This is a genomic window from Alcanivorax sp. DP30 (genome assembly GCF_009882945.1).
In the GTDB taxonomy this organism is placed as follows: domain Bacteria; phylum Pseudomonadota; class Gammaproteobacteria; order Pseudomonadales; family Alcanivoracaceae; genus Alcanivorax.
The window spans coordinates 198717-219835 of the sequence record NZ_WTUY01000005.1 but is presented as its reverse complement, the minus strand read 5'-3'; the positions used below and the strand labels follow the sequence as shown (position 1 = coordinate 219835).

Sequence of the window (21119 nt, the reverse complement as noted above, 5' to 3'; positions counted from 1 at the left end):
ACGCTCCTACAGCGGCTTCGTTGCTTACGCCTGGGCGAGCTCTTCTCGCATCTGCTGGATGACAGCGGCGTAGTCGTCTTTGCCAAAGATGGCGGAGCCGGCCACGAAGGTGTCGGCACCGGCGGCGGCCACTTCGCGGATGTTCTTTTCGGAGACGCCGCCGTCCACTTCCAGGCGGATGTCGTAGCCGCTGGCGTCGATCATCTGGCGCACGGCGCGGGTCTTGTCCAGGGTGGACGGGATGAACTTCTGGCCGCCGAAGCCCGGGTTCACACTCATCAGCAGGATCATGTCCAGCTTGTCCATCACGTATTCCAGACAGTCCGGGCGGGTGGCCGGGTTGAGCACCAGGCCGGCCTTGCAACCGTGGCTCTTGATCAGCTGCAGGGAACGATCCACATGCTGGCTGGCTTCCGGGTGGAAGGTGATGTAGCTGGCGCCGGCCTCGGCGAACATGCCGATCAGGTCGTCCACCGGGCTGACCATCAGGTGCACGTCGATGGGCGCGGTGATGCCGTGGTCACGCAGGGCCTTACAGACCATGGGGCCGATGGTGAGGTTGGGCACGTAGTGGTTGTCCATCACGTCGAAGTGGATCACGTCCGCCCCGGCGGCCAGTACGTTATCGCACTCCTCGCCAAGACGGGCAAAGTTGGCGGCAAGGATGGAGGGGGCAATCAGGTAATCCTGCTTGGGCATGAGTATTCCTCGGTAAAGACAGTTGCGAGTGACGAGTTTCGAGTGGCGAAAAGCAAGACCAAAAGTGCCGGTTTGGCCTTTCGACAGTCGTGACTCGCAACTCGAAACCCAGTGATCGCGCCGCCAGCGACGCTCCTACAAAACCATTTTCGGTGCTGGATCAGGGGCTCTTGAGTAACCGATCCAGTTCCTCCAGGCGCTCCGGGGTGCCGATATCCCACCATTGGCCCGGGTGATGCTCACCGCTGACGGCATCGTCGGCCATGGCGGCGCGCAGCAGCGGCGCCAGTTTGGCTTCGCCCTCCGGCAGATGGGCAAACAGGGCCGGGTCGAAGCGGCCGATGCCGGCATAGGTCAGTCTGGGCTCGGCATTATCGCGCAACCGGCCCCCTGCTGTCAGATGAAAATCCCCAGTCGGGTGATGTTCGGGGTTATCCACCAGCACCAGATGCACCGGGTCCGGGCGGTCCGCCAGCAACGGCGGGAAGTCGAAATCGGTCCAGATGTCACCGTTAACCAGCAGGAAGGGCTCGTCACCCAGCAGCGGCAGGGCGCGTTTGATGCCGCCGGCGGTTTCCAGCGGGGTGCCTTCGTGGGACCAGGCGATGGGAATGCCGTAACGGCTGCCATCGCCCAGGGCCTCGGCCAGCTTGTCACCCAGCCAGCCGGAGTTGATCACCAGGGACTCAATACCCGCGTCACGCAGTTTTTCGATGTGGTATTCGATCAACGCCTTGCCCCCCGCCTGCAGCAGGGGCTTGGGGGTGTGATCGGTGAGCGGCCGCATGCGTTTGCCGTAGCCCGCGGCCAGGATCATGGCCTTCACTCGTTGTCCTCGATCTGATCCAGCACCCACTGCAGGTCTGCCAGCTCCGGACGGCGGGCGATCACCGTGCGCAGATAGGCGAAGAAGCGCGGCACATCGCCCAGGTAGGTGGGTTTGCCATCGCGGTGGCAGATGCGGGCAAAGATACCGATCACCTTGATGTGGCGCTGGGCGCCCATCAGGTCGCAATCGCGGAGGAAATCCTCGAAAGCCTCCGGCACCGGCAGGCCAGCGGTGAGCGCCTTCCGGTGGTACTGGCGCAGCCAGCCCTGCACGCGCTCATCCGGCCAGCTCAGGAAGGCATCCTTGAACAGGCTGATCACGTCATAGGTGATCGGCCCGGCCACCGCATCCTGGAAGTCGATGACACCGGGGTTGGGCTCGGAGACCATCAGGTTGCGGGGCATGTAGTCACGGTGCACGAACACCCTGGGCTGGGACAGGGCGGCGTCCATGAGCCGATCGAAGACCTTGTCCAGCCGCTGGCGCAACTCGCCGGTGACCACCCTGTCGCGATGACGGAACAGGTACCACTGCGGGAACAGTTCCAGCTCCCGCTGCAACAGGGCTTCATCGTATTCCGGCAGGCCGTCGGTGCGGGTATGCAGCTGCATGGTGATCAGGGTATCGATGGCAGCGGCATACCAGTCATCCGCATTGGCCTCATTGAGGGCCTTCAGCCAGGTCTGGGTACCCATGTCAGAGAGCAGCAGAAAACCCTGATCCAGATCCTGCTGGATAATCTCGGGGACATGGACGCCAGCCGCCTTCAGACGCCCGGCCACATCGACAAAGGGGCGACAGTCTTCCTGCGCCGGCGGGGCATCCATGGCCACCAGGCTCTGCCCGGCATGCTGATAGCGAAAATAGCGGCGAAAGCTGGCGTCAGCAGAAGCCGGCACACCTTCCAGTGTGGCGCCTAGGTGAGCACTCACCCACTTATCCAGTGCCTGCTTACGCAGATCTACGTGAGAATTACTTTTATCAGGCTGCATTGCCTTCCTTGTTCCATTACACTGCCGCTTTTACAGCGCGGGTTACCCGCGTCTGTGCAAAACGGCCTTTTTACCTGTTCTGAGCAGCTGATGCCACTGCCCACACAACGAATTCTATTACCCGCCCTGCTCTTGCTGGCCGGGGCCAGTGCCGCGGACAACGACCTTAACTGGGTTGACCGCGAAGAAATGGCCACGTTCCCGCCGGTACAGCAACGCGCCGTGCCGGACTGGTGTGGCGGCATGTATTACAACCCCAGTGTTGGCCTGCCCATTGAGGGTAGCGACACGGTGGTCACCGCCGATCACTCCACGTTAACCCAGGACGGGCTGATCTCTCTCGATGGAGAGGTGCTCATCGAACAACCCGGCCGCCGCATTACCACCGACAGCGCCCGCCTTGACCAGTCTACCGGTAAATACGAGCTGGAAAGCGGCATGCGTCTGGAAAGTGACCAGGCCACCTTTATCGCCGAAAGCATGAGCGGCCAGACCCGCCGCCGCGAAGGCAGCCTGCAGGGCGTGCGTTACTCCCTGTTCGATATTTCGTCCCGGGGCAGCGCTGAATACATCTACCTCAACGACAATACCACCACCATCACCAATGGCAGCTACACCACCTGTGCACCGGGTTCCAGCGGCTGGTCCCTGCACGGCAAACGTATCTTCCTGGACCGTGAGAAAGGCTGGGGTGAGGCAGAGAATGTGGTCCTCAAGGTCAGCGACACGCCGGTATTCTGGCTGCCCTGGATCACTTTCCCCATTGATGACCGGCGCAAAACCGGCTTGCTGTTTCCCACCATCAGCATCGGCGATGCCAATGGGCTGGATATCTCCCAGCCGATTTATATCAACATTCATCCGCAGATGGATGCCACCCTGGCCCCCCGTTACATTGACGGGCGAGGCAGCGGTATCGACTCCGAATTTCGCTATCTGACCCCGCTGGGCGAGGGGGATATCAGCTATGGCATTCTGTTCAATGATCGCAAGTTCGATAACGAAGACCGGGAAGTCGCCCGCTGGACCCACAGCGGCAATGTGGGCCGCTGGAACCTGGAAACCGACTTCAACTACGTGTCTGATGATTTCTACTTCAAGGATCTCGACACCGGCCTGGAAATCAGCTCCCAGACGCACCTGCCCCGGCTGGCGGAAGCCCGCTACTATGGCCGCACCTGGCAGGTGCTGGGCCGCATGCAGTCCTGGCAGACCATCGACCCGACCCTGGCTGATGAAGACCTGCCCTACCGCCGCCTGCCGCAGCTGCAGCTGTCCGGTGACCCCACCCTGTACGGTCCGCTGAAAGGCCTGTGGCTGTCCGATTTCACCGCGTTTGAGCGCAGCAGCTCAGACGACAGTGGCAAGGCCACCGGCCTGCGTGGCCATGTGGCCCCGGCCCTGAGCCTGCGCCTGGCCAATAGCTGGGGCTATCTGGAACCCCGGGGCCGGGTGTACCACACCCGTTACAAGCTCGATAGCGTGGATGCCACGGAAGAGGAGACCCCGGAGATGACCACCTGGGGGGCCAGTGTGGATTCCGGGCTGACCTTCGAACGGCCCGGCAACTGGTTCGGCACCAGCTACACCCAAACCCTGGAGCCGCGCCTGTTCTTCAACAAGGTGGCCTATGAAGACCAGGGCGACCTGCCCAACTTCGACACCCGGGAAATCACCTTTTCCTACAACGCCCTGTTTCGCGAAAACCGCTTTATTGGCTACGACCGCATTGGTGATGAGGAAAAGCTGGCCCTGGGCCTGACCAGCCGCTTCCTGCATGATGCCTCCGGCCGTGAACAGCTGCGCCTGCGGCTGGCCCAGGGGTTCTATTTTGAAGACCGTGAAGTACTCACCGACGAACCGCTGGAAGACCCCACCGACGACCAGACCCCGCTGGTGGGCGATGCGCGATGGAACTTTGCCAGCGATTGGTACCTCTACACTGAAGCCCAGTGGGATCTGGAAGAGAACCAGCGCGAACGCTCCAATTTCCAGATTGGCTACAACGACCGGGAGCGACGGGTATTCAACGTGGGCTATCACGACCGCCCCGCTGACGACATTCAGGAATCGGAAATCAGCGCCATACTTCCCGTCCACCGCCACTGGCGCGTGGTAGGACGCTGGATGTATGACCTGGAAAACAAACGCACACTGGAAACCATGGCAGGTGCCGAATACCGCAACTGCTGCTGGAAACTGCGCCTGCTCAGCCAACGCGAACTCACCGATGAAGACGGCGATGGCGACCTGGAAGGCGACAGCACGATCTGGTTCCAGATTCAGATGATTGGCCTGGGTGGCTTTGGCGGGCAGGTAGACTCCCTGCTGGAACGCAGCATCCCGGGCTACAGGAGAGAATATGAGTAAAAAGACGCTGCACGCATCACGCAGCACGCATCACACCCGCCCCCTGCGGGGACTGTTGATGGTTGCCGCCCTGTGCCTGCCCTTGCTGGGCCAGGCCAAGGTGGAGATGCTGGATCGCATTGTGGCCGTGGTTAACGATGGCGCCATCATGGCCAGCGAGCTGGACGAGCGCATCAATATCATCGCCCTGCAGTTCCAGGAAAAGGGCCAGCAACTGCCGCCGCCCGCGGTCATGCGCGAGCAGGTGCTCGACCGCATGATCCTTGAGCGGGTACAGCTGCAGCTGGCTGACCGTGCCGGCATCAAGGTGGACGAAGCCACGCTCAACCAGGCCCTGGCCGGCATCGCCCGCCAGAATGGCATGACCCTGGAAGACTTCGCCGCCGCCCTGCAGCAGGACGGTTATGACTGGCCCCAGTTCCGCGAGCAGATTCGTGAAGACATGATCATCTCCCGCCTGCAGCAGCGCAGCATGGCGTCCCGCATCCGCGTCACCGACCGGGAAGTGGACCGCTTTCTGGCCTCGGAAATGGGCAAGCAGATGTTCCAGGAAGACTTCCACCTGGGCCATATTCTGGTGCGGGTGCCCTCCGGCGCTACCCCGGAAGAGGTTCAGGCTGCCTCCAGCAAGATCAGTGAGATTGAGAAACGCCTGCAGCAGGGAGAAGATTTCCAGCAGCTGGCCACCACCCAGTCCGACGGCCCCAAGGCCCTGGAAGGTGGAGATCTCGGCTGGCGGCCCGCGGCGCAGTGGCCCTCGCTGTTCTCCGAAGCTGCCCTCGAACTGGAAACCGGCGAAATCTCTGCCCCCATTCGTTCCGGCGCAGGCTTTCATATTCTCAAGATGATCGACCGCCGCGGCGGGGCCGAGAAGGTGGTCACCCAGCACCAGGTTCGTCACATCCTGATCAAGACAGACGCCCTCACCAGCAGCGAGCAGGCCCTGGAGCAGGCCAACCGTCTGCGTGAGCGCATTGCCAACGGCGCCGACTTCGCCGCCGTTGCAGCGGAATATTCAGACGACCCGGGCAGCGCCCGCAACGGCGGCGAGCTGGGCTGGGTAGCCAACGGGGAGATGGTGCCGGAATTCGAGGAGATGATGCTCAATACGCCCCAGGGTGAGCTGTCGCCGGTGTTCGAGACCCAGTTTGGCTGGCACTTCCTGCGCGTGGATGGCGTGCGCGATGCCGACATGAGCGATGAATTCCGTCGCATGCAGGCCATGCAGGCACTCCAGAAACGCCGCTTCGAGGAAGAGCTGGAAATCTGGGTGCAGGAACAGCGCAGCGAATCCTACGTGGATGTGCGCTTATGAGTCGGACGTCTGACGACGGACGTCGGACGCCTGCACGTCCCATAGCGATCACATGCGGCGATCCTGCCGGTATCGGGCCGGATCTGCTCCTGGGCATGTCGGAGCATTTCCCTGACGCACCGCTGGTGGTGATCGGGGACGCCTTTGTGCTTGCCGACCGGGCCCGGCTGCTGGGTCTGGACGTAACCCTTTCTGACTGGCATCCCGGCGACGAGCTGACAACGGATACTCTGCCGGTCTGGCACACTCCCGCCGGCGCCGTGGTTGTACCCGGCGAACCCGCCACCGCCACCGCCAAAGGCACCGTGAACATGCTCACCCGGGCCGCTCAGGGCTGCCTGGATGGCACCTTCTCGGCCATGGTCACTGCCCCGGTGGCCAAAAACATCATCTGCGAAGGAGGCTATCCGGCCTTTACCGGGCATACGGAGTTTCTGGCTGAGCAAGCCGGCGTGGACCAAGTGGTGATGATGCTCACCGCCGCTCCGGGTGGAAGGGCTCTGCGGGTGGCGCTGGCCACCACCCATTTACCCCTGAGCGAAGTGGCCGCCGCCATCACCCCGGACGGCCTGACCCGTACCCTGACCATTCTGCGCAACGACCTGACCGGCAAGTACCGCATCCCGGAACCGCGCATTCTGGTGCTGGGGCTCAATCCCCATGCCGGGGAAGGCGGCCACCTGGGCCGCGAAGAGCTGGATGTGATTATCCCGACCCTGGAGCGGCTGCGTGGCGAAGGCATGCAGCTGACCGGCCCGCTGCCCGCCGATACGGCCTTTCAGCCGCATCTGCTGGAGCAACATGATGCCGTACTTGCCATGTACCATGATCAGGGCCTGCCGGTACTGAAATATGCCGGCTTCGGCGAAGCCATCAACATCACCCTGGGGCTGCCCTTTATCCGTACCTCGGTGGACCATGGCACCGCCTTCGAACTGGCCGGCACCGGCAAGGCAAAGGCCGGCAGCCTGGTGGCGGCCACTCGCCTGGCATTGAATCTGGCCACCCCACAGGACGCACAACATGACTGAACACCGCACCCGCAAGCGTTTCGGCCAGCATTTCCTCCATGACCGCAACCTGATCGACCGCATGATCCGCACTGTGGGCCTGCAAGAGGGCGACACCCTGGTGGAAATCGGGCCGGGCCGTGGCGCCCTCACCTACCCGCTGCTGGAAGTATTGCCCCATCTGCACGTGGTAGAGCTGGACCGCGACCTGATTGCCCTGTTGCGCCAGGAAAACACCCCGGAACGGCTGACCATCCACGAAAGCGACGCCCTGAAGTTCGATTTCCGCACCCTCAAGCCGGCGGACAAGCCCCTGCGGGTGATCGGCAACCTGCCGTACAACATCTCTACCCCGCTGATTTTCCACCTGCTGTCGCAATCGGAAGCCATCAGTGACATGACCTTCATGCTGCAGAAGGAAGTGGTAGATCGCCTTACCGCCAGCCCGGGCACCCGGGACTGGGGGCGGCTGTCGATCATGGTGCAGTACCATTGTCAGGCGGATTACCTGTTCTTTGTGCCACCCGGCGCGTTCAGCCCACCCCCCAAGGTAGATTCCGCTGTGGTACGGCTGATCCCCCATGACACCCTGCCCCACCCGGCAGAGGATGAGGATCATCTGCGCAGGCTGGTGGCCCAGGCCTTCACTCAACGACGCAAGGCGATCCGCAATAGTTTAAAATCCATGGTTGAGCTGTCGCAGTTTGAAGTCGCCGGCATCGACGCCGGATTACGGCCAGACCAGCTCAGCGTGGCGGATTACGTGGCCCTGGCCAACCTGACCCGCCCACAGAACGACCAATGAAACCCACAAGGGAGACACAACGCGCATGACCACCCCCGACCCACAACACAACATCCGGGTCACCGTGGCCACCGAATACCTTGCCGATCAGAGCGATGTGGCGAGCCAGCGCTGGGTGTTTGCCTATCACATCACCATCCGTAACGAAGGCAGCGTCAGCGCCCGCCTGCTCACCCGCCACTGGGTGATTACCGATGGTCAGGAGCGTGTTCAGGAAGTGCATGGCGAAGGCGTTATCGGCGAGCAGCCCCACATCGCCCCCGGCCAGACCTTCGAGTACACCAGCGGCGCCATCCTGGAAACCGAAGTTGGCAGCATGCGCGGCAGTTACCAGATGATCGGCGAAGATGGCATTCATTTTGATGCCGAAATTCCCGCCTTTACCCTTGCGGCACCGCATGCATTGCATTAACGCAGGCACGCTCCACGCAACACGCAACACGCCAGACCTCCCGGAGGCCTGGCGTGGCTGATTACGCGATCGGGGATTTGCAGGGTTGTCTTCAGGCGTTTGACTGCCTGCTGGCGAGGATCGACTTTCACCCGGATCGGGACCGGCTGTATCTGGCGGGAGACCTGATCAACCGGGGACCGGATTCGCTGGGCACCCTGCGCCGGGTGTTTGAGCTGCGAGACAATGTGCACTGTGTGCTGGGCAACCATGATCTGCACCTGCTGGCGGTGGCCCATGGCGCCACCAGGAGCAAGCGCAAGGACACCCTGGCCGAGATCCTGGACGCCCCGGATCGGGGCGAACTGCTCAACTGGCTGCAGCACTGCCCGTTACTGATTGATATTCCCGAGCATAATGCGGTGCTCACCCATGCAGGCATTCCGCCACTATGGTCCCTGGAGCAAGCGCGCAGCCGCGCCCGGGAAGTGGAGGCCGTGTTGCAGGATCATCGCTGCAGCGCGTTCTTCACCCATATGTACGGCAACCACCCCGCCGGCTGGGATGAAAACCTGACGGGCACGGATCGCTGGCGGGTTATCACCAACCACTTTACCCGCATGCGCTTTGTGGATAGCCAGGGCGCCCTGGATCTGACTACCAAGGGCGAAGCGGACGCACCGCCCAGTGGCTACAGTCCCTGGTTCCGACATCCCGCCCGCAAGGTCACCGACACTCGCCTGTTATTCGGCCACTGGGCCGCACTGGAAGGCCGGACAGGCATCGACAAGGTAGACGCACTGGATACCGGCTGTGTCTGGGGTGGCAGCCTGACCGCATTACGCCTGGATGACTTAACCCGCATTCAATGTGACTGCTGAAAATCCGCGTTTAAGACATTAATCACGCGCACCATAACGTCCAGCCCCACATCCCTACACTTCATCCTTTTTTTTGCGAATATGTTTTCGCTTCCCTTTGACTTGTTCCGTTGTTTGGTTACATCCTAAAGCTGTACGGTGATGCTGACAGTCAGGATTGGCACCGCCCTTTTACCATTCATTTACACGTTTTTTTCACTAACAAGGAATCACCCTGAATGTAGTTTTGTTGTGACAATTTTGGTTCCGCAGGAGGAAGCCGGCATGAGCATTATCCGCCACTACCAGGACCGCTTCGATGCGACCCAGCAGGAAGAAATGTCGCTGGAAGAGTATCTGGACCTGTGCAAACGCGACCCCAGCGCCTACGCCACCGCCCCGGAGCGTATGTTAATGGCCATTGGCGAACCGGAAATGGTCGACACCTCCCAGGATCCCCGTCTGTCACGCATTTTTTCCAACAAGGTGATTCGCCGCTATCCCGCCTTCGATGAGTTTTACGGTCTCGAAGAAGTCATCGAAAATATTGTCAGTTACTTCCGCCATGCCGCCCAGGGGCTGGAAGAAAAGAAACAGATCCTTTACCTGCTCGGCCCGGTGGGTGGTGGTAAATCCTCCCTGGCAGAAAAACTCAAGGCCCTGATGCAGAAGGTGCCCTTTTACGCCATCAAGGGCTCGCCGGTTAACGACTCTCCACTGTCCCTGTTTGACTCCGAAGAAGACGGTCCGATTCTTGAAGAGGAATACGGCATACCCCGCCGCTACATCCGCACCATCATGTCCCCCTGGGCAGTAAAACGACTGAATGAATTTGGCGGCGACCTGAGCCAGTTCCGCGTGGTGAAACGCTACCCCTCCATTCTGGATCAGATTGCCGTTGCCAAAACCGAACCCGGTGACGAAAACAACCAGGACATTTCAGCCCTTGTCGGCAAGGTGGACATTCGCAAGCTGGAAGATTTTGCCCAGGATGATCCGGATGCCTACGCCTACTCCGGAGGACTGTGCCGGGCCAACCAGGGCATCCTGGAATTTGTGGAAATGTTCAAGGCACCTATCAAGGTTTTGCACCCGTTGCTGACCGCCACCCAGGAAGGTAACTACAACGGTACCGAGCATCTCGGGGCGATCCCCTACGATGGCATCGTGCTGGCCCATTCCAATGAAGCGGAATGGCACACCTTCCGCAACAACAAGAACAACGAAGCCTTTATTGACCGGGTGTATATCGTCAAGGTGCCGTACTGTCTGCGCGTGACGGAAGAAGTGCAGATTTACGATAAACTGCTGAGAAATTCGAGTCTGCGCGATGCGCAATGCGCACCCGACACCCTGAATATGCTGGCCCAGTTTTCCATTCTTACCCGACTCAAGGAGCCGGAAAACTCCAGCATCTATTCGAAAATGCGGGTCTATGATGGCGAGAACCTGAAAGACATCGACCCCCATGCCAAATCCATGCAGGAATACCGCGACATGGCCGGCGTGGACGAAGGCATGAACGGGCTCTCCACCCGCTTTGCGTTCAAGATTCTCTCCAAGGTATTCAACTACGACCATGCCGAGGTAGCCGCCAACCCGGTGCATCTTATACATGTCCTGGAGCAGCGTATTGAACAAGAGCAGTTCCCCCAGGAACGCTCCGACCAGTACCGTCGCTTCATCAAGGAATATCTGGTGCCTCGTTACGTGGCCTTTATCGGCAAGGAAATCCAGACCGCTTACCTGGAATCCTACTCTGAATACGGCCAGAACATTTTTGACCGCTATGTGACCTATGCGGATTTCTGGATTCAGGATCAGGAGTTCCGTGATCCCGATACCGGTGAAATTTTCGATCGCCAGGCACTTAATGAAGACCTGGAAAAAATCGAGAAACCCGCCGGCATTTCAAACCCCAAGGATTTCCGCAACGAAGTGGTCAATTTTGTCCTGCGAGCCCGGGCCAATAACCATGGCAAGAACCCCAGCTGGCTGAGCTATCAGAAACTGCGTGATGTGATCGAGAAAAAGATGTTCTCCAACACCGAGGATCTTCTCCCGGTCATTTCCTTCAATGCCAAGGGCAGTGAAGACGACCAGCGCAAGCACAATAACTTCGTGCAACGCATGGTGTCCCGTGGCTATACGGAAAAACAGGTCCGCCTGCTGTCCGAATGGTATCTGCGGGTACGAAAGGCGCAGTAATTTTTTACCACAGAGCTCACAGGGATCACTGAGGAGAAAGACAAGATCTGAATACTCTTTCTCTGTGTTCTCCGCGAGCTCTGTGGTGAAAGGCTGTTTTCGATACGGAGCCGCCCATGAGCTACATTATTGACCGTCGCCTGAACGACAAGCACAAGAGCACCGTCAATCGGCAACGGTTCCTGCGTCGCTATCGCAAGCATATTCGTGACGCAGTCAACGATGCAGTCAACCGTCGCTCCATCCGTGATATGGAACAGGGCGAACGGATCAGCATTCCCCAGAAGGACCTTTCCGAGCCCGTCTTCCACCATGGTCAGGGCGGGCAACGCAGCATTGTGCACCCCGGCAACAGGGAGTTCAGTCAGGGGGATCGTTTCAAGCGACCGGACGGCGGTGGCGGACAAGGCTCCGGCGACGGCGACGCGAGCAATCAAGGCGAAGGGGAAGATGAGTTTGCCTTCCAGATCGACAAACAGGAATTTCTCAACTTTCTGTTTGAAGACCTGGAACTGCCCAATCTGGTAAAGCGTCACCTGGAAGGCGCTCAGGTTTTCAAGACCCGCCACGGCGGCATTGTCAGCCAGGGGATGCCAGCCAAGATCAACATTGTGCGCTCCATGCGTCAGGCGTCCATGCGCCGACGCGCGCTTACCGCGGCCACTCGCCGGCGGATTCGTGATCTCAAGACAGAGCGCGAAGCCCTGCTGGACGAAGAACAGTCTCCGCAGCGCCAGGCCCGGTTACAGGAACTGAATGAATTAATCGAACGCCTGGAACGGCGGGTGGAACGTATTCCTTACCTGGACACGGTGGATCTGCGCTTCAACCATCATGTGAAGGAGCCCGTACCGGTGAGCCGGGCGGTGATGTTCTGCATCATGGATGTGTCCGGCTCCATGAACCAGAACATGAAGGACCTGGCCAAGCGATTCTTCTTGCTGCTGTACCTGTTCCTGCAGCGCAATTACGACAAGATCGAAGTGGTTTTCATCCGCCACCACACCAGCGCCAAGGAAGTCAGTGAAGAGGAATTTTTCTATTCCCGCGAAACCGGCGGCACCATTGTTTCCAGCGCCCTGAAACTGGCCCGCGACATCATCGATGAGCGCTACCCGGTGAACGAATGGAATATCTATGCTGCCCAGGCGTCCGACGGCGATAACTGGAACGATGACTCCCCCGCCTGCGCCAAACTGATTGAAGAGGAGCTGCTGCCAAAACTGCAGTATTTCTCCTATGTGGAGGTGATGCCGCGTGCCCATCAGGCCTTGTGGGATCACTATGAAAGGATCATGGAGCGACATCCTGCCGCCTTCTCCATGGCCGAGATTGATGAACCGGGTGAGATTTATCCGGTATTCCGCCAACTCTTCAAGAAAAGGATGGAAAGCTGATGGCCTATCTATCCGAAGGCTCAGACTGGAATTTCGAGCTGCTGGCGGATTATGACGCCGCCATTGCTGATCTCGCACATAACACATTCGGCCTGGATACCTATCCCAACCAGATCGAGGTGATCTCTTCCGAACAGATGATGGATGCCTATTCCTCAGTGGGCATGCCGGTGGGCTACAACCACTGGTCCTTTGGCAAACAATTCGTGGAAGTAGAAGGCCGCTACCGGCGCGGCCAGATGGGCCTGGCCTACGAGATCGTGATCAACTCAGACCCCTGCATTGCCTATCTGATGGAAGAAAACAGCATCACCATGCAGGCGCTGGTGATTGCCCATGCCAGTTATGGTCATAACTCTTTTTTCAAGGGTAATTATCTGTTCCAGACCTGGACCGACGCCTCCTCGATCATCGATTACCTGGTGTTTGCCCGCAACTACATCGCCGAATGCGAACAACGCCATGGCGTCACTGCAGTGGAAGAAACCCTGGATTCCTGTCACGCCCTGATGAACTACGGCGTGGACCGCTACAAGCGTCCCTCCCCGGTTTCGGCTGTTGAGGAGCGCCGCCGTCAACGTGACCGTGAGGAAGCCCTGCAGAAACAGGTGTCGGAACTCTGGCGTACGTTCCCGGAGCTTCAGCCGGCCATCAAGACCCGCGAAGCGCCTTCCACCTTTCCCGCAGAGCCGCAGGAGAACCTGCTCTATTTTCTGGAAAAGAACGCCCCCCTGCTGCAACCCTGGCAGCGGGAGATCATTCGCATCGTGCGCAAGATGGCGCAGTACTTTTATCCGCAACGACAAACCAAGGTCATGAATGAAGGCTGGGCCTGCCTGTGGCACTACACCCTGATCAACGCACTTTATGACGAGGGCAAGGTCACCGATGGTTTCATGCTGGAATTCCTGCAAAGCCACAGCCAGGTGATCTACCAGCCGCCCTTTGATGCCTCTTTCTACAGCGGCATGAACCCTTACGCCATCGGCTTCAACATGTTCCAGGATATTCGCCGCATCTGTGAAAACCCGGACGATGAAGACCGGGAGTGGTTCCCGGAAATTGCCGGCAGTGACTGGCTGGAAACGGTGAAGTTCGCCATGCAGAGCTTCAAGGATGAGAGTTTTATCCAGCAGTTCCTGTCACCGAAGATGATCCGCCACTTCAAGCTGTTCCAGATCAGCGATGACGACCGCAATGATTATGTTGAGGTGGGAGCCATTCATAACGAGCAGGGCTATCGCAGGGTGCGCGAATCCCTGGCTGAGCAGTACAACCTGAGCATTCAGGAACCCAACATCCAGATCGTCAGTGCCAACATCCATGGCGACCGAGCTCTGACCTTACGCCATCAGCGCAGTGCCGGCCGGCCACTGGACGACCACAGCGCCGACGAAGTGCTGCGCCACCTGCATCGCCTGTGGCAATTCGATGTGCACCTGGAAAGTGTGGAGAACGGCAGCGTCGTGCAGCGTTACTCCATGCCCCCCGCTCCGCAAGCCAAGACAGAAACGTGAGGCGGCTCCGGGAGAGAGCCGCCAATGCGTTCCGGGTTACCGTTAGGCCGTCTCGCCCGCGGGCAGGCGCTTCAAAACCTGGCGCACCTGATGGTCACCCAGCATGAACAGGCCCAGAGCGAACACGATCAGCAAGGCACCCGCCAGCACCATCATGCCCAGACTTTCTCCGTTGAACAGATTGCCCAGCAACAATGCCAGCACCGGCGTAATCAGCGTCACCAGTGCGACGGTCGCCGCCGGCAAACGGGACAGAATCTGGAAATAACTGTAAAAGCCCAGCAACGAACCGAACACCGCAAGATAGACGATGGCGGAAAGCCCGCGCACATCGCCATTCCACTCGGGTTGCTGCCCTGCCAGCACCATGGCCAGGCCATAACAAGGCAGTGACAACAGCAATCCGCCCACCGTCTGCTGCATGGGTTTCAGCCCCGCACCCACACGCTGAACCGCAATTCCACTACCGGCAAACAGGGTCACCGCAGACAGCATCCACAGCACGCCAATGCCTCGATCGCCCAGATCACCGCCGGCAAACAGGGCTGCCAGACTGTCATCGAATACCAGCATCAAGCCAAACACGCCCATGGCACAGGCACTCCAATGCCAGGCATTCAAGCGCACGCTGCCCGGCAAAACCTGCATCATCAGACCGGACAGCAACGGCGCCAGGCCAAAGATCACCGAGATCAGCCCCGAGGGCAGATAGGTGGACCCCATGTAACTACACCCCATGGCCCCAAAGATACCGGGCAAAGCCGCCAGATAGCTGAGGCGGGCACGGGAATGTAACGGCAACGGCTGTCGTTTCAACCACAACCAACCCAGACCCAGCAGCGCAGCGATACCCATTCGCACACCGGCCGCCGCCAGCGGTGCCATGGCCTCACCACTCCATTTAATCCCCAGCGGCGTGGTTGCCCACACCGCCACCACGATCAAATACGCTGCCAGGGTTGGCATTTCGTTCTCCTAAGCATGAGCCACAAGCTTCAAGCTGCAAGCTACAACGCGGTTAGGGTTTGTCTTGAATTCCCCTCAAGGGAGCCGCGCTTCAACGTGTGTGCGCGGCGAAAGGCATATCAAACCTGAAAACCTGTCTCGTGTTGTAGCTTGCAGCTTGAAGCTTGTAGCGGGTTAACGACCTGCAAACCCCATAAACAAAAAAAAGGCCGCAGGTCGGGGACACTGCGGCCTTCTTGCAGAACTGAAACTATCAGTCACACAGCCGCCGTCCCTGCGCACGCCATTTGCGTGCACAGTGATCAACGACCATCACAAGACTGTTCAGTTTCAGTACGATAGAAAGCATGAGAACATTCTGCTCAAGAATGCAAAGGCGCACAAGATGAAAATTTATCTGGTGGGCGGTGCGGTACGAGATCATCTGCTCGGCCTGCCCGTCACCGAAAAGGACTGGGTGGTGGTTGGCGCCACACCCGATGAGATGCAGGCAGAAGGGTTCCGGCCTGTGGGCCAGGATTTTCCCGTCTTCCTTCACCCCAGCACCAACGAGGAATACGCCCTCGCCCGCACCGAACGCAAGTCCGGTCATGGCTATGGCGGCTTTACCTTTTATGCCGCCGCTGATGTCAGCCTGGAAGAGGATCTGGTGCGTCGCGATCTGACCATCAATGCCATGGCCCGCGAAAACGGCGGCAACGTGGTGGATCCCTTCAACGGTCGCGCCGATCTCAAGGCTCGCCTGCTACGTCATGTATCACCCGCCTTCGCTGAAGATCCGCTTCGGGTACTGCGAGTGGCCCGCTTTGCCGCCCGGTATCACTGGCTGGGTTTTCGGGTCGCCGATGACACTCGCGCATTGATGCGTCAGCTCAGCGACAGCGGCGAACTGGACTACCTGGTTCCTGAGCGGGTCTGGAAGGAAACCAGCCGCGCCCTGATGGAACGGGACCCCCAGGTTTTCTTCCAGGTGCTCCATGATTGCGGAGCGCTGGAGAAACTGTTCCCCGAACTTGCTGCCCTGGATGGCGTCCCCCAACCGGAACAGCATCATCCGGAAATCGATACCCTGGTGCATCAATGGCTATGCCTCGAGCAGTCCAGCCGTATGGGCCTGAATCTGGACGCCCGCTATGCCCTGCTCTGCCATGACCTGGGCAAGGGCAAGACACCGCAGGAGGAATGGCCGCGTCACATCGCCCATGAAATCCGCAGCAGCCGCATGAGCAAGACCGTGTCCAAACGGCTGAAGGTGCCCAAAGAGACCGCCACGCTGGCTTCACTGGTGGGGGAATACCATACCCACTGCCATCGCGCCCTGGAGCTGAAACCCGCCACCGTGTGGAAATTGCTCAAGAGTCTGGATGTGCTTCGTCGTCCTGAACGGCTAACCACTTTTGTGGGGGCCTGTGAAGCAGACGCCCGCGGCCGTACCGGTTTTGAAGACCGTGACTACCCCCAGGCCAGTTATCTGCTGGGCGCCGCCGACGCTGCCCGCAATGTGGATGTGCAGGCGCTGCAGACGCAAGGATTCAGCGGCCCACAACTGGGAGAGGCTATCACCCAGGCGCGCATCAATGCGATCAAGGAGTACAAGCAGTCATGGAATCAGTAGCACTGGTTACCGGTAGTGCCCGCCGTATCGGCGCCACCATTGTCCGCACCCTGCATGCCAGCGGCATGCGCGTCATCATCCACTACCGCGGCAGCCAGACGGAAGCCGAAACCCTGGCCGCCGAATTGAATCAGGCGCGCCCCGAAAGCGCCGCCCTGTTACAGGCAGACCTGGATGATCCGGATGCCGTCCGTGCACTGGCCAGCGCGGCCATGGCGGCTTTTGGGCGACTGGATCTGCTGGTCAATAACGCCTCCAGCTTCTACCCGACGCCGGTGGAGAGCGCCACAGATGATGACTGGACACGATTGATTCACAGTAACCTGCGTGCGCCCTTTATCCTCAGCCAGTCGCTGGCGCCGGCGCTGCGAGAGCAGCAGGGCTGCATCATCAATATTGTGGACGTTTACGCAGAAAAACCGCTCTCCCAGCATACTCTCTATTGCATGGCCAAAGCGGGCCTTGCCATGATGACCAAGAGCCTGGCCAGAGAGCTGGGGCCAGACATCCGTGTCAACGGAGTCTCACCGGGCCCCATCCTCTGGCCGGAAAGCGGCCAGATGAACCAGGATGCCATCACTGACGCCACAGCCCTGAAACGCTGCGGCAGGCCCGAGGATATTGCCGACGCCGTGCAATGGCTGGCCCAGGATGCCGGCTTCGTCACCGGCCAGATTCTGGCGGTGGACGGCGGTCGCTCGCTGTCTTTGCAGGGAAGTTGATTGTTCAGCAAGCACGTCGATTCGTTTAACGGAAGGCGAAGACCACAACAGGGAAGAACGATAGGGGAGGCGCATGGTGACGCGCAGTGCTCAGTGGGCGATGGTGTTGATGGTACTGCTAATGCCATTAACCGCCAGTGCCGAAATTTATCGCTGGAAAGATGAGAATGGCAACTGGCAATTCGGCGACCGGGCACCCGACACCCAGCATGAAACCATGGATGTCCAAGGCCCGGACAAATTGGGTCAGGATGAAAACGTCCAGCAGATTCATCAGCGCCTGCAACGTCTGCGCGAAAGCGAACAGACCCGTCAAAAGCAGGAGCAGGAACAGGCCCGACGAGAAGAAGAGGCCCGCCGCAAACATCTGGCACCTCTCTGCCAGCAGGCCCGCGAACGGATGCGAATACTCGACCGTCCCTTTGTGTATGTTGACGAAGAAGGCAATCAGCGTGACAGCCTGCCCGCAGAAGCCAAAGCCGACAGGGCCAAAACGCAACAATGGATTGATGAGCATTGCGACAATTATTAGCCCGCGTAATCGCCTTTCTCGCCCTGGTCGCAGCTGCACCTTGCCAGGCCGAGATCTATCAGTGGCGGGATGCCAACGGCAAGTTGCATTTCGGCGATCGGCCTCCCCGCGAAGCACCCGCTGAGAAGGTCATCCCCAAGGTACAATCGCCCGGCATGGAAACATTGAAGATTGAGACACATCTTCAGGAATTCACCCTGGGCAACGGACTCCATGAGCAAACCCTGACAGCCATCCAGCACATTCATGATCGCTATCGTCAAGACCTGGGGCTGGACCTGCGTGGCACCGCTGAAGTGAACCTGTATCTGTTCTCAGAGCAAGACAGTTTCGTGGAATGGATGGAGGCCCGCGGCGCCAAAGGCAATCCCAATTATGCCGGGGTTTTTCTGCCCGCCACCAATGAAGTCGGGGTGTGGCGCTGGAGCGCCAGCGATGAGCAGGTGGCACAGACCATTCTGCATGAATCCAGCCACGTATTGCTGTTTCAGCTCTCCCCGGCCTCACCGGTGTGGCTGCATGAAGGGCTGGCACAATATTTTCAAACCCTGAAAATCCTGCCGAACGGACAAACGGTGGTCACCGCACTGCCCGGTGCCGAGACCCGCATCCAGACCTGGATCGAGAAACAGAAGCTGATCACCCTGCGTCAGTACCTGTCACTGGATGACCAGGCCTGGCGCAAGATGGCCCATCAGCTCAATGCCATTCCCTATACAGTGGCCTGGGGCACCACCGCCTTTCTGATGTCGAAGCCGGTTGGCCGCAGCACCCTGCGACAGCTGTTACAGGATCTGGAAAAAACCGACCGCCGGCCCACCCTGCAACGCATCGACCACCTCTACCCGGGCGGGCTCTCGCGCATGGAATACGACTTTTTCCGCTGGGCCCAAAGCGATATGCAGCCACATCAGTACTAAATGAGGCAGCTCCAGAAATGCAGAAACCTGGGAACTTTTCGGGGCTTCCTATCCTATCGTGCGCAGCTCGTAGCTCGCATTCGCTACCGGGTAAATTCCACCACCCACAACTTCTGCGCATCGAAATTCAACCGCTCAAGAATTTCCTGATAAGTCTCCCCGGTTTCCGGGTGGACACCGTTCGGCGTCAGATCGACCAGCGGCATGAGCACAAAGGCGTGCTTGAGGATTTCGTCGCGGGGCAACTGCACCCCGTCGATAGTACCGGTGAGCTCCCCGTAGGTGAGAATATCGATATCCAGCGTTCGGCTGGCGAATTTCTTTTCGCCCCGGACACGACCGTGATCCTTTTCCATGCTCTTGAGGCAGGCTGTCAGCTCCCCCACCGACATGGCGGTTCTGATACCCACCACCAGGTTATAGAACGCATCACCGTCAAACCCCACCGCTTCACTCTCGTAAACCGGACTGATGGTCAGCTCACCAAAGGCTGCCTCAAGCGCAACCAGCCCGGAACGTATGTTGTGGTCGCGGTCTATATTCGATCCCAGGCTGAGATACACCTGTGTATCGTCGATATTACCCATTGGGACGCTCACCCCGCTCGATGATCACCCCCACATCGCGGGCGCCGCGCAATGCACCGGGCTTGCTCAGGCGAAGCTTCAACCAGGGAACATCGAACTCGCTCAGCACCAGCTGGGCCACTTTTTCGGCCAGGGTTTCCACCAGTTGAAACTCACTGCCCTCAATAAAGGCAATCACGCGCTTGCCGATGGCCTTGTAATCCAGCGTATCATCAATGTGATCGCTGGCTGCGCCCTTGCGGATATCAGCTGCCATTTCCAGATCCAGGCTGACAGTCTGACGAATACGGCGTTCCCAGTCGAAAATGCCGATCACCGTATCCACTTTCAAATCATTGATATAAACGATGTCCATACTCGCCCTCTCGGCGCCGGCAACAGCATGGTGGCCGTCGTGGCACCATCCCATTGGTGGTAATCAGATGTTACGCTTGCAACGCGGGCAACGCTGTCGCCCTGTGTACAATAGGCCGACCCAGGGGCCGCCCAGCGATATGAAGGGAGATTATAGCCGGTGGAAGCAGGGACATTACAGGACGTGTGGATTTGGCTGCTGCCATTGTGCGTAGCCGGCTATCTGATGGGCTCCATTTCCAGTGCTATCCTGGTATGCCGCTTGTTCGGCTACCCGGACCCGCGCACCGAGGGCTCCAACAACCCCGGCGCCACCAATGTGCTACGCATTGGCGGCAAACCCGCTGCTGCTCTGACCTTGCTCGGCGATGTGCTGAAAGGGGTAATTCCGGTACTGGTCGCCCATTACCTGAACATGGGCCCTTTCGTGGCCGCACTGGTGGGCACCTTCGCCTTTCTTGGCCACCTGTTCCCGGTATTCTTCCATTTTCAGGGCGGCAAGGGCGTGGCCACGGCCTTCGGTCTTCTGTTCGCTTTGCACTGGCCCAGCGGCCTGGTAGCCGGCGGCACCTGGCTGGCTGTGTTCGGCCTCAACCGGATTTCGTCCATCGCATCACTAAGCGCCTTTGTGGTCGCTCCAGCCTGCATCTTCGCCTGGCTCAATCCTGCCTTCTGGCCAATTCTTCTGATGTCTGTGGTGATGATCATGCGTCATCGCAGTAACCTGCAAAAGATCCTGCGCGGGGAAGAGCTGGGGTTCAGGAAGAAAGATTGATTCACGCCTGACGCAAAAAGGCCCGCCCGGTTTCACCGGGCGGGCCTTTTTGCGTCGGTAGAACACTCGCGATACCCCGCTGCAGGAACGTAGCGCAGCGGAGTAACGCACGCAGTGCAGCCCGAAGGGTGAGCGCAGCGAATAACGAGCCTGCTCGCGATCCGAGCCTAAGCGAGGAAAGGATTCCCGAAACCAGGAAGAATGCCAGAAGGTTGCCTTTGCGCCTCGCCCCTTTACCCTCGCTATCGCTATCGC

Annotated in this window: 20 protein-coding genes; 14 read left to right on the top strand and 6 right to left on the bottom strand. The window is 59.3% G+C overall.

What is annotated here, in order from left to right; all coding sequences use genetic code 11:
- Positions 1-24: 24 nt before the first annotated feature.
- The 3 genes from rpe to GQF00_RS11895 form a co-directional block, all read right to left on the bottom strand.
- Entirely contained in the window at positions 25-699 is a 675-nt protein-coding gene (gene rpe / locus GQF00_RS11905) for a ribulose-phosphate 3-epimerase (RefSeq protein ID WP_161319385.1), read from the bottom strand.
- A gap of 160 nt (positions 700-859) precedes the next feature.
- Positions 860-1525 carry an N-acetylmuramate alpha-1-phosphate uridylyltransferase MurU gene (gene murU, locus GQF00_RS11900; protein ID WP_161319384.1) on the bottom strand — a complete coding sequence of 222 codons (666 nt, stop codon included), beginning with the start codon at positions 1523-1525 and terminating at the stop codon, positions 860-862.
- Positions 1522-2520: an aminoglycoside phosphotransferase family protein gene (locus GQF00_RS11895; RefSeq protein WP_161319383.1), complete on the bottom strand. Its 999-nt coding sequence runs from the start codon at positions 2518-2520 to the stop codon at positions 1522-1524. Before GQF00_RS11895 ends, murU begins: the two co-directional genes overlap by 4 nt.
- A gap of 90 nt (positions 2521-2610) precedes the next feature.
- On the opposite strand from GQF00_RS11895, the gene GQF00_RS11890 reads away from it, so the two are divergent.
- The 9 genes from GQF00_RS11890 to GQF00_RS11850 all read left to right on the top strand — a co-directional run bounded on the left by GQF00_RS11890 (position 2611) and on the right by GQF00_RS11850 (position 14393).
- Positions 2611-4890, top strand: coding sequence for an LPS-assembly protein LptD (locus GQF00_RS11890; protein ID WP_161319382.1), 2280 nt, complete (start codon positions 2611-2613; stop codon positions 4888-4890).
- Positions 4883-6205 carry a peptidylprolyl isomerase gene (locus GQF00_RS11885; RefSeq protein WP_161319381.1) on the top strand — a complete coding sequence of 441 codons (1323 nt, stop codon included), beginning with the start codon at positions 4883-4885 and terminating at the stop codon, positions 6203-6205. The genes GQF00_RS11890 and GQF00_RS11885 overlap by 8 nt, the downstream gene beginning before the upstream one ends.
- The gene (gene pdxA, locus GQF00_RS11880) at positions 6202-7236 is read left to right on the top strand and encodes a 4-hydroxythreonine-4-phosphate dehydrogenase PdxA (protein ID WP_161319380.1); all 1035 of its coding nucleotides are present in this window, start codon (positions 6202-6204) and stop codon (positions 7234-7236) included. The genes GQF00_RS11885 and pdxA overlap by 4 nt, the downstream gene beginning before the upstream one ends.
- Complete coding sequence (rsmA, locus tag GQF00_RS11875) at positions 7229-8020, top strand: 16S rRNA (adenine(1518)-N(6)/adenine(1519)-N(6))-dimethyltransferase RsmA (protein WP_161319379.1); 792 nt, start codon at positions 7229-7231, stop codon at positions 8018-8020. The genes pdxA and rsmA overlap by 8 nt, the downstream gene beginning before the upstream one ends.
- A gap of 25 nt (positions 8021-8045) precedes the next feature.
- Positions 8046-8432, top strand: coding sequence for a Co2+/Mg2+ efflux protein ApaG (gene apaG, locus GQF00_RS11870; protein ID WP_161319378.1), 387 nt, complete (start codon positions 8046-8048; stop codon positions 8430-8432).
- A gap of 53 nt (positions 8433-8485) precedes the next feature.
- A complete protein-coding gene (locus GQF00_RS11865) occupies positions 8486-9292 on the top strand; it encodes a symmetrical bis(5'-nucleosyl)-tetraphosphatase (RefSeq protein ID WP_161319377.1) in 807 nt (268 codons plus the stop codon).
- A gap of 264 nt (positions 9293-9556) precedes the next feature.
- The gene (locus GQF00_RS11860) at positions 9557-11479 is read left to right on the top strand and encodes a PrkA family serine protein kinase (protein ID WP_161319376.1); all 1923 of its coding nucleotides are present in this window, start codon (positions 9557-9559) and stop codon (positions 11477-11479) included.
- 116 nt (positions 11480-11595) lie between these two features.
- Complete coding sequence (locus GQF00_RS11855) at positions 11596-12876, top strand: YeaH/YhbH family protein (protein WP_161319375.1); 1281 nt, start codon at positions 11596-11598, stop codon at positions 12874-12876.
- Complete coding sequence (locus tag GQF00_RS11850; RefSeq protein ID WP_161319374.1) at positions 12876-14393, top strand: SpoVR family protein; 1518 nt, start codon at positions 12876-12878, stop codon at positions 14391-14393. Before GQF00_RS11855 ends, GQF00_RS11850 begins: the two co-directional genes overlap by 1 nt.
- 42 nt (positions 14394-14435) lie before the next feature.
- Here GQF00_RS11850 and GQF00_RS11845 read toward each other — a convergent pair whose 3' ends face one another.
- Positions 14436-15359, bottom strand: coding sequence for a DMT family transporter (locus tag GQF00_RS11845; protein WP_161319373.1), 924 nt, complete (start codon positions 15357-15359; stop codon positions 14436-14438).
- A gap of 385 nt (positions 15360-15744) precedes the next feature.
- Here GQF00_RS11845 and GQF00_RS11840 point away from each other — a divergent pair, with 385 nt between their 5' ends.
- The 4 genes from GQF00_RS11840 (at position 15745) to GQF00_RS11825 (ending at position 19148) form a co-directional block, all read left to right on the top strand.
- Complete coding sequence (locus GQF00_RS11840) at positions 15745-16974, top strand: multifunctional CCA addition/repair protein (protein WP_161319372.1); 1230 nt, start codon at positions 15745-15747, stop codon at positions 16972-16974.
- Positions 16962-17696 (top strand): pteridine reductase, encoded by a 735-nt coding sequence (locus tag GQF00_RS11835; RefSeq protein WP_161319371.1) that lies wholly within the window; start codon positions 16962-16964, stop codon positions 17694-17696. Before GQF00_RS11840 ends, GQF00_RS11835 begins: the two co-directional genes overlap by 13 nt.
- Before the next feature lie 73 nt (positions 17697-17769).
- Positions 17770-18228, top strand: coding sequence for a DUF4124 domain-containing protein (locus GQF00_RS11830; RefSeq protein ID WP_237440503.1), 459 nt, complete (start codon positions 17770-17772; stop codon positions 18226-18228).
- The gene (locus GQF00_RS11825) at positions 18213-19148 is read left to right on the top strand and encodes a DUF4124 domain-containing protein (RefSeq protein WP_161319370.1); all 936 of its coding nucleotides are present in this window, start codon (positions 18213-18215) and stop codon (positions 19146-19148) included. The genes GQF00_RS11830 and GQF00_RS11825 overlap by 16 nt, the downstream gene beginning before the upstream one ends.
- 83 nt (positions 19149-19231) lie before the next feature.
- Here GQF00_RS11825 and folK read toward each other — a convergent pair whose 3' ends face one another.
- Both folK and folB read right to left on the bottom strand, forming a co-directional pair.
- Complete coding sequence (folK, locus tag GQF00_RS11820; RefSeq protein ID WP_161319369.1) at positions 19232-19735, bottom strand: 2-amino-4-hydroxy-6-hydroxymethyldihydropteridine diphosphokinase; 504 nt, start codon at positions 19733-19735, stop codon at positions 19232-19234.
- Complete coding sequence (gene folB, locus GQF00_RS11815; protein ID WP_161319368.1) at positions 19728-20090, bottom strand: dihydroneopterin aldolase; 363 nt, start codon at positions 20088-20090, stop codon at positions 19728-19730. The genes folK and folB overlap by 8 nt, the downstream gene beginning before the upstream one ends.
- A 183-nt stretch (positions 20091-20273) precedes the next feature.
- Here folB and plsY point away from each other — a divergent pair, with 183 nt between their 5' ends.
- A complete protein-coding gene (plsY, locus tag GQF00_RS11810) occupies positions 20274-20864 on the top strand; it encodes a glycerol-3-phosphate 1-O-acyltransferase PlsY (RefSeq protein ID WP_370519493.1) in 591 nt (196 codons plus the stop codon).
- Positions 20865-21119 lie beyond the last annotated feature (255 nt).